At 61.0% G+C, this 13,741-nt stretch carries 17 protein-coding genes; 14 read left to right on the forward strand and 3 right to left on the reverse strand.

What is annotated here, in order from left to right:
• Positions 1-7 precede the first annotated feature (7 nt).
• From KI231_RS02165 to KI231_RS02215, 12 genes are read left to right on the forward strand one after another with little or no spacing between them, the layout of a single operon-like run.
• Positions 8-514, forward strand: a complete 507-nt coding sequence (locus KI231_RS02165; RefSeq protein ID WP_249412089.1) for a type II secretion system protein N — start codon at positions 8-10, stop codon at positions 512-514.
• 8 nt (positions 515-522) lie between these two features.
• Positions 523-2,412 (forward strand): type II secretion system secretin GspD, encoded by a 1,890-nt coding sequence (gspD, locus tag KI231_RS02170; protein WP_213027300.1) that lies wholly within the window; start codon positions 523-525, stop codon positions 2,410-2,412.
• The gene (gspE, locus tag KI231_RS02175; RefSeq protein ID WP_213027301.1) at positions 2,409-3,881 is read left to right on the forward strand and encodes a type II secretion system ATPase GspE; all 1,473 of its coding nucleotides are present in this window, start codon (positions 2,409-2,411) and stop codon (positions 3,879-3,881) included. Before gspD ends, gspE begins: the two co-directional genes overlap by 4 nt.
• Before the next feature lie 3 nt (positions 3,882-3,884).
• Complete coding sequence (gene gspF / locus KI231_RS02180; RefSeq protein WP_213027302.1) at positions 3,885-5,093, forward strand: type II secretion system inner membrane protein GspF; 1,209 nt, start codon at positions 3,885-3,887, stop codon at positions 5,091-5,093.
• Positions 5,094-5,096: 3 nt separating this feature from the next.
• On the forward strand, positions 5,097-5,555 hold the full coding sequence (gene gspG / locus KI231_RS02185) for a type II secretion system major pseudopilin GspG (RefSeq protein WP_213027303.1): 459 nt from the start codon (positions 5,097-5,099) through the stop codon (positions 5,553-5,555).
• Entirely contained in the window at positions 5,555-6,022 is a 468-nt protein-coding gene (gene gspH / locus KI231_RS02190; RefSeq protein ID WP_213027304.1) for a type II secretion system minor pseudopilin GspH, read from the forward strand. The genes gspG and gspH overlap by 1 nt, the downstream gene beginning before the upstream one ends.
• Complete coding sequence (gene gspI, locus KI231_RS02195; protein WP_213027305.1) at positions 6,015-6,398, forward strand: type II secretion system minor pseudopilin GspI; 384 nt, start codon at positions 6,015-6,017, stop codon at positions 6,396-6,398. Before gspH ends, gspI begins: the two co-directional genes overlap by 8 nt.
• On the forward strand, positions 6,391-6,897 hold the full coding sequence (locus tag KI231_RS02200) for a type II secretion system protein GspJ (protein WP_213027306.1): 507 nt from the start codon (positions 6,391-6,393) through the stop codon (positions 6,895-6,897). Before gspI ends, KI231_RS02200 begins: the two co-directional genes overlap by 8 nt.
• A complete protein-coding gene (locus tag KI231_RS02205) occupies positions 6,894-7,742 on the forward strand; it encodes a type II secretion system minor pseudopilin (protein ID WP_103305435.1) in 849 nt (282 codons plus the stop codon). The genes KI231_RS02200 and KI231_RS02205 overlap by 4 nt, the downstream gene beginning before the upstream one ends.
• Complete coding sequence (gene gspL, locus KI231_RS02210; protein WP_349306217.1) at positions 7,739-8,725, forward strand: type II secretion system protein GspL; 987 nt, start codon at positions 7,739-7,741, stop codon at positions 8,723-8,725. The genes KI231_RS02205 and gspL overlap by 4 nt, the downstream gene beginning before the upstream one ends.
• Positions 8,646-8,834: a GspL/Epsl periplasmic domain-containing protein gene (locus KI231_RS30245; protein ID WP_502937257.1), complete on the forward strand. Its 189-nt coding sequence runs from the start codon at positions 8,646-8,648 to the stop codon at positions 8,832-8,834. The genes gspL and KI231_RS30245 overlap by 80 nt, the downstream gene beginning before the upstream one ends.
• An 8-nt stretch (positions 8,835-8,842) precedes the next feature.
• Complete coding sequence (locus KI231_RS02215; protein ID WP_249412091.1) at positions 8,843-9,277, forward strand: type II secretion system protein M; 435 nt, start codon at positions 8,843-8,845, stop codon at positions 9,275-9,277.
• Here the strand turns inward: KI231_RS02215 and KI231_RS02220 are convergent.
• Positions 9,270-10,544: an MFS transporter gene (locus KI231_RS02220; protein ID WP_213027308.1), complete on the reverse strand. Its 1,275-nt coding sequence runs from the start codon at positions 10,542-10,544 to the stop codon at positions 9,270-9,272. The two genes, KI231_RS02215 and KI231_RS02220, sit on opposite strands and share 8 nt — an antisense overlap.
• Before the next feature lie 118 nt (positions 10,545-10,662).
• Between KI231_RS02220 and KI231_RS02225 the strand changes: the two genes are divergently transcribed.
• Entirely contained in the window at positions 10,663-11,565 is a 903-nt protein-coding gene (locus KI231_RS02225) for a LysR family transcriptional regulator (protein ID WP_213027309.1), read from the forward strand.
• A gap of 104 nt (positions 11,566-11,669) precedes the next feature.
• Here KI231_RS02225 and KI231_RS02230 read toward each other — a convergent pair whose 3' ends face one another.
• Positions 11,670-12,107: an excinuclease gene (locus KI231_RS02230; protein WP_103305430.1), complete on the reverse strand. Its 438-nt coding sequence runs from the start codon at positions 12,105-12,107 to the stop codon at positions 11,670-11,672.
• Between the two features lie 224 nt (positions 12,108-12,331).
• On the opposite strand from KI231_RS02230, the gene KI231_RS02235 reads away from it, so the two are divergent.
• Positions 12,332-12,715, forward strand: a complete 384-nt coding sequence (locus tag KI231_RS02235; RefSeq protein ID WP_213027310.1) for a type II toxin-antitoxin system PemK/MazF family toxin — start codon at positions 12,332-12,334, stop codon at positions 12,713-12,715.
• A 213-nt stretch (positions 12,716-12,928) separates the two neighbouring features.
• Here the strand turns inward: KI231_RS02235 and KI231_RS02240 are convergent, their stop codons facing one another.
• Positions 12,929-13,732 carry a hypothetical protein gene (locus KI231_RS02240; protein ID WP_213027311.1) on the reverse strand — a complete coding sequence of 268 codons (804 nt, stop codon included), beginning with the start codon at positions 13,730-13,732 and terminating at the stop codon, positions 12,929-12,931.
• Between the last annotated feature and the right edge of the window lie 9 nt (positions 13,733-13,741).

A 13,741-nucleotide genomic window follows, 5' to 3' on the forward strand; every position in this document is an offset into this window, starting at 1 on the left:
GCCGTCAGTGAGACTTTTATCGCTGTCGGGACTGTGGGCGCTGCCGTTCGCGTGTGCCGCGTTTCTCGCTTGGCAGGAATGGACATTTCGCAGTGCGCAACGTCTGCCGGCACCGGTCGCTGTGCCGCTGCCGGCATCGCCCGCGCTGGCGCCGTTGAACACCGCAGCAGTGGCGACGGTGTTCGGGCTCGCTGCGCCAACCGCACTTCGGCCAAGCGCCGAGTCGTTGACTCTGCAAGCGACTTTCGCCGTCGACAGTGGTTTGTCGAAAGCCCTGATAAGCGTTGCTCAAGGGGCGCGGTTATATCGGGTAGGCGATGACTTGCCGGGCGGCAGCGTGCTGCGTCGGGTCGAGGCGCAACATGTGGCGCTGTGGAACAAGGGCCGGGAGGAATCGTTGCCTCTCGCACCTTCTGCCAGTGCGTTTCTCAAGCGTTTGCCCGCATCCACCGAGGCAGACCCCGCTGGCATTTCCGCCCGTTTTCTACGCCCGCTCGCCGGGCAGTCAGAGTGATCACATTGATGAACAGCTTGATTGGCGCGCAAGCCTTGCGCGCCCTGTTGGTTTGCGCCGTGTTGGTGATACCGCTCCTCAATCGCCCAGTGCACGCCGGGGAACAGCGCTGGCAGTTGGCGATGAATCAGGCCGAACTGCGCGACATCGTCGAAGAGATCTCGGCGATTCTCGGCACCACCGTGGTGCTCGACCCGCGCGTCTCGGGACGCATTACCGTCATGTCCCGTCAGGCGCTGGATCGCGAAGGCGTACGGCGCTTGTTCTACTCGGTGCTGGACGCGCACAACTTCACGGTGATCGATGAGGGCGACCGCATCCTCATTACCCCGGTGGCAGACGTGAAAACCCGTGCTGGACAGGCTGCCAGTGAGCGCGTCACCCCCGCGCAATTCATTACCCAGGTTATCGAACTCAATACCAGCAGCGCTGCCGATCTCGCCGCGCTGATCCGCCCGTTGGTGTCGGCCAATGGCTACCTTGGCCCATCCGTTTCGGCCAACGCTTTGGTAATCACTGACACCAGCGCCAACGTCAAACGCATTAGCCAGGTGGTGCGCCAACTCGACGCGGGGCAGCAGGATCAGCATACAGTGGTGTCGCTGCGCTTTGCTCAGGCCAGTGATATCGCCACGGTGATCGAGTCCTCATTGGGCAAGCGCAATGCTGACTCGCTCATTCAGGTGCTGGCCGATGTCAGAACCAACCGCTTGATCGTCATCGGCCCGCTCGCCGTGCGCCAGCGCTTGACCGAGCTGATTCGCCAACTCGATGTCCCCGCCACCGCCAGCCTCGATACCGCGCGGGTGATTCGTTTGCGCCATAGCGACGCCAAGCAGTTGGCGCAGGTGCTGGAAAGCATGGGCCAGAATCGCAAGGCGCCGGCGGCCCTCAACGGCAGGGACGCAGCTGCTGCGACGCCGTTCATGCTCAAGGCCGACGAAAGCCAGAATGCGCTGGTGCTGATTGCCGAACCGGCTCAGGTCCGAACCATCGAGAACATCGTCCGCGAGCTGGATCAGCCGCGTGCGCAGGTGCTGATCCACGCCGCTATCGTCGAAATCTCCGGCGATATCGCCGATGCCGTGGGCGTGCAGTGGGGTTTGAACACCGGCGACGCGAAAGGCTTTATCAACTTCCCCGGCACCGACATTCCCATTGTCGGCGGACTGAAGTTCGACGAGAAAAAATCGGCGCCCGACGGTGCGATTCTGCAATTGGGCGGCGACCGTTTCGGCGCGTTGATTTCGGCACTGGCGAGCAACACGCGGAGCAATCTGCTGTCCACGCCGAGCCTGCTGACCCTGGATAATCAGCAAGCGGAAATCATTGTCGGGCAGAACGTGCCGTTCAAGACCGGATCCTACTCTACCAACAGCAGCGGGGCGGATAACCCGTTCACCACGGTCGAACGCAAAGACGTCGGCATCAGCCTGAAAATCAAACCGTATATCAACGAGGGTGCGACCCTGCGTCTGGAAGTCGAGCAGGAAGTCTCGGACATCGCGCCTTCAGTAACAGGCATCGACTCCTCGGATCTGATCACTAACAAGCGCGCCCTGAAAAGCACGATTCTCGTCGACGACGGCGAAATCATCGTCATTGGCGGGCTGATCCGCGACAGCGTGCGCACGCAGAAAAGCGGTGTGCCGTTGCTGCGCGATATTCCGTATCTCGGCGCGCTGTTTCGCTGGAGTCGCGACACCCAGACCAAAAGCAATCTGATGGTGTTCCTGCGCCCGACCATCGTCCGCAGCCGTGAGGGTCTCTCGGGCATCAGTCAGCAGCGCTACAACACTTTGCGCGACCTGAGTCAGCCAAAGGCCGGGGAGAGCAACTCGCTATTGCTGCCGGCCGAAGCGCGACAGTTGTTTGAGCCGGCAACGGTGGCGCCATGAGTGCCGCGTTGGCAATCCTGCCATTCGGTTTCGCCCGACGATTTGGCGTGCTGCTGGAAGGCACGGGCACGCAGGCCCGCGTGCTCATGCGAGCCGACACGCCGCTGACGGCGCTGGCCGAAGTGCGCCGCTTGTGCGCTCGCGAACTGCCGATCGAGATACTTGCGCAGGAGTCGTTCGCCGCGCGGCTGGCCGCGACCTATCGCGAAGGACAGAGCGCTGCGCAACAGGTCGCGCAAGGGTTGGACGATGAGCTCGATCTGCTCAGCCTCGCCGAACAGGTGCCGCAGACCGCTGACCTGCTGGAGCAACAAGGCGACGCGCCAGTGATCCGCCTGATCAATGCGTTGCTTAGCGAAGCCGTGCGCGCACAGGCCTCGGACGTCCATCTGGAAACCTTCGAGCAGTACCTTTCGGTACGCATGCGCGTCGACGGTCAGTTGAGCGAAATGCTCAGGCCAAGACGTGAACTGGCGACGTTGCTGGTGTCGCGGATCAAGGTCATGGCGCGGCTCGACATCGCCGAAAAACGCGTGCCGCAGGACGGCCGGATTGCCTTGCGTCTGGCCGGGCACGAAGTCGATGTGCGCGTCTCGACATTGCCGTCGGCGCACGGCGAACGTGTGGTGCTGCGCTTGCTCGATAAGCAAGCCGGGCGTCTACAACTGCAACGTCTGGGCATGCCGGACGACACTCTCGCTACCCTGCAAAGCCTGCTCGCCAGGCCGCACGGGATTTTGCTGGTGACCGGGCCGACCGGTTCCGGCAAAACCACCAGTCTCTACGCGGCGTTGAGCAGCCTCAATGATCCGTCGCGCAACATTCTCACGGTCGAGGATCCGATCGAATATCACCTGCCGGGGATCGGCCAGATGCCGGTCAATCCGAAGGTGGAAATGACCTTCGCGCGCGGCTTGCGCGCCATTCTTCGTCAGGATCCGGACGTGGTGATGGTGGGTGAAATCCGTGATCGCGAGACCGCGCAGATTGCCGTGCAAGCCTCGTTGACCGGACATCTGGTGCTGTCGACCTTGCACACCAACAGTGCGGTCGGCGCGGTGACGCGACTGAGCGACATGGGCGTGGATGCGTATTTGTTGGCCTCGTCGCTGGTCGGTGTGCTTGCGCAACGCTTGTTGCGCACGTTGTGCGTGCATTGCAAGGCGCCGTACTTTGCCGACGCTGCGACCTGTCATCGGCTGGGGCTGGATCCCTTATTGGCGGCGCCGCTTTTTCGTGCGCAGGGCTGTGAGCATTGCCAGCACGGTTATCGCGGGCGCATCGGCATCTACGAACTGATCAGCATCACCGATGCGGTTGCCGCGCTGATTCATCAGGGCGCCAGCGAGCGCGAGCTGATTGACGCAACGCGCAAGGAGTCTCGCAGCCTGTTTCAGGCCGGCCGGCAACGTGTGCTCGACGGCGAGACCAGCGTCGATGAGTGGTTGCGCGTGACGCAGGAGGATTAATCGATGCCGACCTTCGATTACCGCGCCGACAATGCTCAGGGCCACCGCTGCCGTGGCAGACTCGAAGCGGAAAACGCCCGGCACGCGCGACAGTTGTTGCGTGAGCGCGGACTGTGGCCGTTGCAACTCAAGGAACTGCGAGGCAATGGCAGCGGCCATGGAGCGTGGCGCGCCGGTCGCTTGAGCGTTGCCGATCTGGCGCTGCTGACCCTGCAATTGTCGACGCTGGTACAGGCCGGTTTGCCGCTGGAAGAAGCGCTGGAAGTGGTCGCCCGCCAGACCGCCAAGCGGCGCGTTGCCGGTTTACTGTGGGCAGTGCGCGGGCGGGTCATGGAAGGGCACGCGCTGGCCGTCGCGTTAAGCCGGTTTCCTGCGGCGTTTCCCGAGTTGTTCCGCGCCACGGTGGCGGCGGGTGAGCGCTCTGGCCATCTCGGTCATGTGCTGGAGCAACTGGCTGTTTACACCCAGGCGCGCCAGGCATCGCGACAAAAGATTCAGATGGCGCTGATCTATCCCTCGATTCTGATGTTCGCCAGCGTGGCCATCGTCGGTTTTCTGCTCGGCTACGTGGTGCCGGACGTGGTGAAAATTTTCGTCGACAGCGGTCAGCCGTTGCCCTGGTTGACCCGCGCACTGATCAGCCTCAGCGACGGTGTGCGCCAGTTTGGTCTGGTATTTCTCGGCGCCAGCCTGGCGCTGTTCAGTGGCTGGCGCTGGAGTTTGCGTCAGCCGCTCTGGCGGCTGCGCTGGCATGCGCTGGCGTTAAATATTCCGCTGCTCGGCACGTTGCTGCGCGCCATGGAAGCGGCGCGATTCGCCAGCACGTTGGCGATCCTCGGCAAGAGCGCCGTGCCCTTGGTCGATGCGCTGGAAATCGCCGCCGCCGTGATCGGCAATCAGACCATTCGCGGGCGTATGAGCGAGGTCGCCCGCTCGGTGCGCGAAGGCTCGACGCTGACCCGCAGCCTGGAACGCAGCGGCGATATCCCGCCGATGATGCTGCACATGATTGCCAGCGGTGAACGCGCCGGCGAACTCGACGCCATGCTCGCCCGCGCCGCCGAACAACAGGAGGCGAGCCTCGCTGCGCGCATCGCGCTGATGGTGAGTCTGTTCGAGCCGGCGATGTTGCTGGTGATGGGCGCGGTGGTGCTGCTGATCGTCCTCGCCATCCTCCTTCCGATCCTCAGTCTCAACCAATTGGTGAATTGATCCATGGCTCTTTTGCACAGAAAAACAGCGGCCGCGCAGCGCGGTTTCACCCTGATCGAAATCATGGTCGTGGTGGTGATCATCGGCATCCTTGGCGCAATTGTCGTGCCGCAATTCATGAGCCGGCCGGATCAGGCGAAAACCACGGCGGCGAAGATCGATATTCAAGCAATCGCCACGGCGCTGGAGATGTATCGCCTCGACAACGCGCGATATCCGACTACGCAGCAGGGCCTCGAAGCGTTGGTAAAACGCCCCGCCGGGACACCGGCGGCACGTAACTGGAACCCTGCCGGTTATCTGAAAAGTCTGGCGCGCGATCCCTGGGGTACGCCGTACCAGTACCTCAACCCCGGTACGCGTGCGGCGGGTGGCGGTTACGACTTGTATTCGCTGGGCTCCGATGGCGTCAGTGGCGGTGAAGGCCACGCCGCCGATATCGGCAACTGGGCCATCGATTGATGCGCCAGCGCTGCCGGGGTTTCACCTTGCTGGAATTGATGGTGGTCATGGTGCTGATCGGCGTGTTGCTGGGTATGGTCGGCCTGGTGGGCGGGACCAATCCGGCGCAAGTGGCGCGGCAGGAGGCGAGCCGGCTGGCTCGGCTGATCGAGCAATTTCGCGAACGGGCAGTGCTGGAAGGGCGGGAGTTTGGTGTGGGTTTTAGTCTGGAAGGTTATCGCGTTCTCCAGCTCGGCGAGAAAGGCTGGCAGCCGTTGCTGCCCTTGCAAGCATGGCCGCCGGAACTGCAGCCGCGACTTACCGTGGAGGGCCTGCCGGTGCGCTTGGCGAACAGTGCGCAGCTGCCGCAATTGTTGATTCTCAGCAGTGATGAAATCAGCGCATTTACCATGTTTCTAGTAACTCGTGAGCGAGTTTGGGCGAATTTGTCTTCGGATGGTTTGAGTGAGGTCTCACTCGATGAGTGACCGACCGACGATCACTCGCATGCGAGGTTTCACGCTGCTGGAAGTCATGGTCGCGCTCACGATTTTCGCCGTACTCGCAGCGGCGATATTGTCGGCGAGCCGTTACGTGGTGCAGCAGAGCGGCGCCGCTGAGCAACGGCTTTTCGCCGCGTGGCTTGCGGATAATCATCTAAATGAGTTGCGCCTGAAAAACGACTGGGTCGCCGGACAACAGCAGCAGATTGTGCACATGGATCGCCGCGACTGGCGCCTTCGATCATATCTGCGCGTGGGCGAAATTCCGGGGCTGTTCACGGTGGAGCTGGAAGTCAGTCTCGGCGACAGCGATCAACTGTTGTATCGCACGTCTGCGCGGTTGCAGGGCCGCCATGAATAACCAGCGCGGATTCACCTTGTTGGAACTGGTGATCGCAATGGCGATTTTCGCTCTGCTCGGTCTCGCCAGTTGGCGCCTGTTCGACAGCGTGGTGCGCGTGCAACACGCGACGGCGAGCCATGAGCGCGGCTTCAGAAGTTTGCAACGGGCAGTCGCGGTGATCGAGCGCGATCTGCTGCACGTCACCGAACAGCCTATCGTCTTGAGTGCCGGGCAACTGAGTGTGCAACGCAGCAACTGGCGCAATCCACTGGATCAACCACGCAGCGAACGCCAGGAGCTGACATATCGCCTGCTCGACAGTGTGCTGTGGCGAGAGAGCCGCGCCGAAGGATCGCTGACCGTACAGCGGCAGAAGTTGCTGGAGGAGGTTGTCGATCTGCGCTGGCGGTTGCTCGGTGGTTCTGCGGGCACACCTTTGACGCTGGAGTTTCTGGTCTCGACCCGACGCTATGACGGTATTCGCCGGGTCCTTTTGCTGCCGGGAGCATTGCCATGAAACACCGGCAACAAGGGCTGGCGTTGATCAGCGTGATGCTGGTGCTGAGTCTCGCCTTGCTGATCACCAGTGGCATGTTGCGTAGCCACCGAATGTCGTTGCAGAGCAGCGCGCAACAGCTGCAAACCCTGCACTTGCGTCAGTGGGCGGTGGAGGGAGAGCTCTGGGCGCTGCGGCGTTTGCACAAGGCTGTTGTGGATCAGCAAAACCATGCCGAGATGCTCCTGGACTGGCCCCAAGACATTCCTGAACTGGGCCGCGAAGACACGCAAGTCGAGGTGCACATCGAAGACCTGTCGGCGCGTTTCAATCTCAACGCATTGCTGCATCAGGGGCAGATTGATGCGGTGACGCTGGAGCGCTGGGCGCGGTTGCTCGAATTGCTGGAGCTGCCTGCGCTGCAGCCGAGCCAGGTCGGCCAGTTATCCGAGGTGAGCCAATTACGTTTGCTGCCAGGTTTCGACGCACCAATGCTGCGGCGTCTGGAACCGTGGGTGGCGCTGCTGCCCACGGATGCGACGCTGAATGTCAACACGGCACCGGCGTTGTTGCTGCGTGTGCTCGAGCTGGAACCGGATGTGGCTGACGCTCTTGTTCGCCAACGTTCGACGACCTCCTGGCACAGCGTTCAGGCGTTTAGCGCCGACCCTTTGATCGCCGATACCGGAATCAATACACATGGGCTCGGCGTCGACAGTCGCTGGCATCGCATCACCGTACGCGTGGTGCAAGAACAGCAGGTGCTGACGCTGAACACTGATGTCGAATTCGTCACGAAAACCGCCCGATTGAAAGTCGTGCAACGCCGTTTGCTTCCTTCCCGCGGCATCGAGATAACGCAATGAAAAACTGGCTTTACCTGACCGCCGAAGGGCTTGCGCACCTGTCGTCCGACTGGCCTTGTTGCCTGTGGTCGCACGCCGGCGAACAACAAACGATGCCGCTGCACCAAGCGGTACAAGTGCTGCACGGGAAAAAAATCGACCTGTTGCTGCCCATCGAATCTTGCAGCTGGCTGCGCAGCGAACCCTGGCCCGGGCGACGTGCGCCGACCGCGCAGGCGCTTGCGTTTGCCGTCGAAGAGCAGCTTGGCGAAGTGCTCGACAATGTGCATTTGAGCATGGGTCAAGCGGATGGCGAGCGACGTTATCCGTTGATGGTCATCGCTCGCGAGCGCTTGGCGGCCGTTTTGTCGTTGCTCGCCGAAAGTGGTCTGCAAGTGCGCTCGGTGTTCGTCGATGCCGATTTGTTGCCAATGAATCAGCCTGCTGGTGTCCGCTGGTTCGGGCGCTGGTTGCTGGGCGGGGCGTTACCGGCCCGACTTGCAGTGACAGAGGAGGGATTGCTGGCGTTGAAAGGTGTGTTGCCCGAGAGCATGGTTTGGGTCGATGAGCCGGATGATCGGTTATTGCTGGCGGAAGGTTTTCGACAAGCGATCAATCTGCGGCATGGCGAATTCGCCTTGCGGCACTCGCCGCTGCCGTGGCGTGCGTTCTCGGCAGTATTGCTGATCCTGTTGTTGCTGGGTGTGGGCACCAGCGAAACGCGGTTCCGTTTCCTTGACGACGAAACCCGGCGACTCGCCGAGCACAATGAGCTGCGCTTTCAAACGCTGTATCCCCAGCACGCGCAAACCCTCGATCTGACCGCACAGATGCAGGCGATTCAAAGTGTGCCAGCGCAGTCCCGTGACACCCGGGTTGCGGCGCTGGTCAGGTTGATCGAACAGGGTGATTGGCGCCAGTCAGGTGGAGGTCAGGCGCATCGAGTTTGGCGAGGGCGATGGTTGGAAAGTCCAACTGACGGCCAACGGTTTCGCCGAGCTTGAGCAGTTGCGTGAGCGCGGGCGTCAGCAAGGTCTGGCGATCAAGATTGATGGCGCCAGCAAGATCGGCGATCGGGTGACGGCGACACTGACGTGTGAGGCTGGCGTATGAGGTCTGTGATGTTCCTTGAACGATGGCGACGGCTGTCAGGTCGTGAGCGCAACCTGATACTTTTTCTGGCGACGGGTTGCCTTGGCGGCGCAATGTTACTGTGGCTCTGGCAACCGAGCGTGCAACGGCTGGAAGCGGCCGAGCGCCTATATCGTCAGCAACAGACTTTTGCGATTCAACTGAATCGCGCTCAGCCACCAAGCGGTGCCGTGTTCGATGCGAGTCAGCCATTGTCATTACGGATCAGCGATAGCCTCGCCACGGCGGGGCTTGACGTTCAGCAAATGGATAGCGACAACGAGCAGATTCGCCTGACCCTCACTGGCCCGCCCGAGCCTTTGCTACTCTGGCTGGACAGGCTTGAGCGTGGCGGTGTGGTATTGCACTCGCTGACGCTTGAACCGCGCGACAATCTGCTGGAGGCGCGGTTGCTACTCAGATAGTCGTGCCGGTCAGGGGTGGCAGCTTCGCCAGTTTCAGTGCGACCAGCAGCGCGATCAGCAACAACGCGCCGATGAACAAACCGATGCCGTTCCAGCCGCCAAGGTGCCAGAAGACCCCACCCGCCGTCCCGGCGATGCTCGAACCGGAGTAATAGCTGAACAGATACAGCGAGGACGCCTGTCCCTTGGCCTTCAACGCCCGCCGACCGATCCAACTGCTCGCCACCGAATGTGCACCAAAGAAGCCGAAGGTGAAAATCAGCATGCCGACGATGACCAGCAACAGCGGTGTAAACATCGTCAGTGCCAGACCGACGAACATCAGCGCAATGGTCGCCCACAACACCTTGCGCCGCCCCAGTTTGTCCGCCAGTGAGCCGATCTTCGCCGAGCTGTAGATGCCCGACAGGTACACCACCGAGAGCAAACCGACGAACACCTGATCGAGGTTGTACGGCGCGGCCAACAGACGATAGCCGATGTAGTTGAACAGCGTGACAAACGCACCCATCAACACGAACGCTTCAAGAAACAGCAGCGGCAACCCGGCATCGCGAAAGTGCATGGTGAAGCCGTCGAGCAGGCTGCGCGGGTGCAGCGAGCGCGAGCGGAAGTTGCGCGACTCGGGCAGGATCTTCCAGAACACCGCCGCTGCAATCAACGCCAGACCGCCGATCACCAGCATCGCCGTATGCCAGCTGACAAAATCGATCAGCACCCCGGTGATCAAACGACCGCTCATCCCGCCAATCGCGTTGCCGCCAATGTACAAACCCATCGCCAGGCCAATGTGCTGCGGGTGAATTTCTTCGCTCAGGTAAGTCATCGCTACCGCCGCAAGACCGCTCAACGACAGCCCGATCAGCGCGCGCATGATCAACACGCCTTCCCAACTCGGCATCATTGCGCTGGCCATGGTGCACAGGGCTGCGGCGAACAGCGCGGTGACCATCACCGGTTTGCGCCCGACCCGATCGGAGATCGGCCCGGTGATCAGCAGGCCGATGGCGAGCATGCCGGTGGCCACCGAGAGGATCAGGCTGCTCTGCGCCGCATTGATCCCGTACTCGTGGGACAGCAGCGGCATCATTGGCTGCACGCAGTACAGCAGCGCAAAAGTCGCAAATCCGCCACTGAACAGCGCCAGCACCGTGCGCATGAACATCGGCGTGCCTTTTTCGATGTAGATCTCTTGCAGTTCGGCGACGACATCGTCGGCCGCTGCAGGCGGGACTTCATGGGCAAGGGGCGCGACAGCTGTTTTCACTTCAGACCTCGGAGGGCACGGCCGGGCAGGCAATGAAAAAATCATATAGCTGGCTAATGTTTCTATCCAATATATTGTTCGACCTGTTTGATAGCTTTAACGACCTAATGGGGTTTCCATGGAATTGCGTCATCTGCGCTACTTCATCGCCGTTGCCGAAGAATTGCACTTTGGCCGCGCCGCCCAGGTGCTGGGGATCTCTCAGCCGCCGCTGAGCCAGCAGATTCAGGCGCTGGAGCAAGAGGTTGGCGCGCGGCTGTTCGAACGGACCAATCGTCGGGTCGAGTTGAGTGAGGCCGGGCGGTTGTTTCTGGAAGAGGCGCGGCTGGTGCTGGCACAGGTCGACAAAGCGGCGGACGTCGCCCGGCGTGCGCAACTCGGTGAGCTCGGGGAATTGAAGATTGGCTTCACCTCATCGGCGCCGTTCAACTCGACCATTCCGCAGGCGATTTTCTCTTTCCGTCAGCGCTTTCCGGCGGTGCACCTGAACTTGCGTGAGATGAGCAGCACCGAAGTGGCCGAGTCACTGGTGGACGAATCAATCGAGGTCGGCATCATGCGTCCGCTGGGTTTGCCGGATTCCTTGAGTGTGGTCGAGTTGATGCGCGAACCTTTGGTGGCGGTACTGAGCGCCAAGCATCCGTTGGCTCAAGGCAGCGAGGATGGCCTGTTTCTTTCGGCGCTGGCGCTGGAACCGTTTGTGTTCTTCCCGCGCAGTTACGGCAGCGGCCTCTACGCGCAACTGCTCAGCCTGGCCCGCGATGCCGGGTTCAGCCCCCACTTTGCCCAGGAAGCGGGGGAAGCGATGACGATCATTGGTTTGGTGGCGGCGGGGCTGGGCGTTTCGGTGCTACCGGCGTCCTATCAACGCATGCGCATCGACGGTGTGGTGTATCGGCCGCTGCTCGATCCGGAGGCGATTTCAGCGGTGTGGCTGGTGCAGCGCAAGGATCAGAAATCGCCGATGGCCAAGGCGTTTGTCGAACTGCTCACGCGCAAGGTCGAGCCTTCAAAAGCTTGATTGCTGCGCAATCAAATCGCGAGCAGGCTCGCTCCCACAGGGGAGCGCATTCCAAGGTGTGAGCGAGCATGCTCGCGAAGGCGTCAGCTCAATCACCACCGCCCTCAGGGCAACCGCACCAGATCCCCCTTCAACGCCACCCGAGTCACAAAAATCCCCGCCCGACACTCGTAAGTATTCAAATCCTTGCGCACATGCCGGTCGTAATAACTGACGATATTGACCACCGCATTCGCCCCGACCCGCTTGGCCTCGGCTTGCAACTTGATCAGGTTCGATTGCAACACCCACTCGCAGGAATCGTGATCACTCTTGTTGAAACCATTGGTCTTCAGGTCGCTGATCACATCGCGCTGCAACAACCGCTGAGTACCCTGCGGCCCATTCCCGGCCAGATAAAACTTCACACTGCCATCCAGCCGCCCGGCGCGAATGGCGTCCGACAGCACGGTTTCGAAGGGCATGTACATCAGATTGGTGGCATGGCTGGCGCTGGGCAGCAGACTGAAGAGCGTGGCGGCGATCAGGGCTTTCACTTGCATGGTCATCTCCTTGACGGTGAAAGAGAGCAGCGAGTGCTCGACTGATGATGGCTCGCCGTTCTGGCAGGCGTTAAGGGGAGTGGCCTGCTTGAGCGAGTGTAGATGTTGCTGGTGAAGGTGTTCGGTGTGAGTGATTTGCAGCCATACATTTCGAGTACGGAACTGCCGTTGGGGAAATTGCTGCTGTCGGGCAGGATCAGTTTTTTCTTGAATGAGTGTCACGGATGCCACTTCGATACCAGCCTAGGGAGGGCAGCGTTCTGATTTGCGATTTCAGGGGTCATGAAGTACCTGAGATGGTGAAAGTCAGGCCTGTCGTTGTGATACGCAAGCACCGAACGAATAGCTTGCTGGTGACGGTGGTGCCGCTGAGTACCACTGCTCCGGAGCGCTTGCTCGACCATCATCTTGAACTCGCAAGCCACCTTCACGGAGCCAGTCCAACCTGTTGGGCAAAGTGCGATATGGTTGCGACAGTCAGCCTTTCGCGACTTGATCGAATCAAAAGTCGGGATCGTCAAGGCAAGCGCGTTTACCTGATCTCACATCTTGCAACAGACGAGTTCTACGCCATCAAAACCGCAGTCAGACGGGCGTTGGGACTGTAATGGCAGATGCAGTGGCGCATTGAGGCCAAATGCCAGCCGTTGTCCCTGCCTGTTTTTCGGGCAATACTGCCAGCGTTCCCGAAAGGGGCTTGTGAGACTCTGAGGATCCTGGGCAACCAGCCATCGCAGAGCCAGACAGGTAACTGGCGATGACAAGCCAACCTGTTTGTGAAAGGGCGCCGAAAGGCGCCCTTTGTCGTTTCTACAGCTCAATCAATCAACGTGGGCGAGGTCACCACGCAACGCCACGCTCGACACCACCAGCCCCGCACGGCACTGGAATTTTTCGGTGTCTTTGTACAGGTCGCGCTGGTCGACGCTGGCGATGTTGATCACGGCGTTGGCGTCGGCTTTTTTCGCGGCGTTCTGCAGGGTTGCGAGGGCCGATTGCAGGGCCCAGAAGCAGGCGTCTTCGTCGGATTTGTTCGAACCGTTGGTTTTGCGGCTGCTGCTGACGGTGTCGAGTTTGCGCACTTGTTTCGGCAGGGTTTCGCCGGCCAGGTAGAACTTCACGCTGCCGTCGAGCAGGCCGGCGTCGGTGGCGCGTTTGACGCCTTCGCGAAAGCTCAGGTAAGTCGGTTCTTCCGCACCCTGTTTGATGATGCCCAGGTTGTTCACCGCTTCGATGTCCGGGTTGATCGACAGTTCTTTGAGCACGTTGTCACGCAGGCGGTTGACCCAGCGGTTGTAGTTGCCGTGGATCTTGCCGTCCTTGGCGTCGAGGCCGTAGCTGCTGCGATAGTCGATTTCGAACGAGGTCGGGGTGAACGGGATATCGACTTCGGCGTGGTGGCGGCCACGTACGGTGATCGCGGCTTTGATCATGCCCGGGCGTACCGACTGCACGACCCATTGGCGGTCGTTCAGCGCGGTGACGATGGCGCGGCTCATCTGTGAGGCCGTGAAGCCGAGGTCTGGCGAAAACTCTTCCTTGGCGTTGTACACCGGTTTGCTGGTGCAACCGCCGAGGACGAAGGCCAGGGCCAACAGGGCGGCGATGCGGTGAAACTGAGTCATTCCCTTCAC

Origin of the sequence: Pseudomonas sp. Seg1, from assembly GCF_018326005.1 — a bacterium.
Lineage (GTDB): Bacteria > Pseudomonadota > Gammaproteobacteria > Pseudomonadales > Pseudomonadaceae > Aquipseudomonas.

Coding starts and splice junctions, on each gene's coding strand:
- gspD (WP_213027300.1), top strand. CDS start 523: ATGAACAGCTTGATTGGCGCGCAAGCCTTGCGCGCCCTGTTGGTTTGC.
- gspE (WP_213027301.1), top strand. CDS start 2,409: ATGAGTGCCGCGTTGGCAATCCTGCCATTCGGTTTCGCCCGACGATTT.
- gspF (WP_213027302.1), top strand. CDS start 3,885: ATGCCGACCTTCGATTACCGCGCCGACAATGCTCAGGGCCACCGCTGC.
- gspG (WP_213027303.1), top strand. CDS start 5,097: ATGGCTCTTTTGCACAGAAAAACAGCGGCCGCGCAGCGCGGTTTCACC.
- gspH (WP_213027304.1), top strand. CDS start 5,555: ATGCGCCAGCGCTGCCGGGGTTTCACCTTGCTGGAATTGATGGTGGTC.
- gspI (WP_213027305.1), top strand. CDS start 6,015: ATGAGTGACCGACCGACGATCACTCGCATGCGAGGTTTCACGCTGCTG.
- KI231_RS02200 (WP_213027306.1), top strand. CDS start 6,391: ATGAATAACCAGCGCGGATTCACCTTGTTGGAACTGGTGATCGCAATG.
- KI231_RS02205 (WP_103305435.1), top strand. CDS start 6,894: ATGAAACACCGGCAACAAGGGCTGGCGTTGATCAGCGTGATGCTGGTG.
- gspL (WP_349306217.1), top strand. CDS start 7,739: ATGAAAAACTGGCTTTACCTGACCGCCGAAGGGCTTGCGCACCTGTCG.
- KI231_RS02215 (WP_249412091.1), top strand. CDS start 8,843: ATGTTCCTTGAACGATGGCGACGGCTGTCAGGTCGTGAGCGCAACCTG.
- KI231_RS02225 (WP_213027309.1), top strand. CDS start 10,663: ATGGAATTGCGTCATCTGCGCTACTTCATCGCCGTTGCCGAAGAATTG.
- KI231_RS02230 (WP_103305430.1), bottom strand. CDS start 12,107: ATGCAAGTGAAAGCCCTGATCGCCGCCACGCTCTTCAGTCTGCTGCCC.
- KI231_RS02235 (WP_213027310.1), top strand. CDS start 12,332: ATGCCACTTCGATACCAGCCTAGGGAGGGCAGCGTTCTGATTTGCGAT.
- KI231_RS02240 (WP_213027311.1), bottom strand. CDS start 13,732: ATGACTCAGTTTCACCGCATCGCCGCCCTGTTGGCCCTGGCCTTCGTC.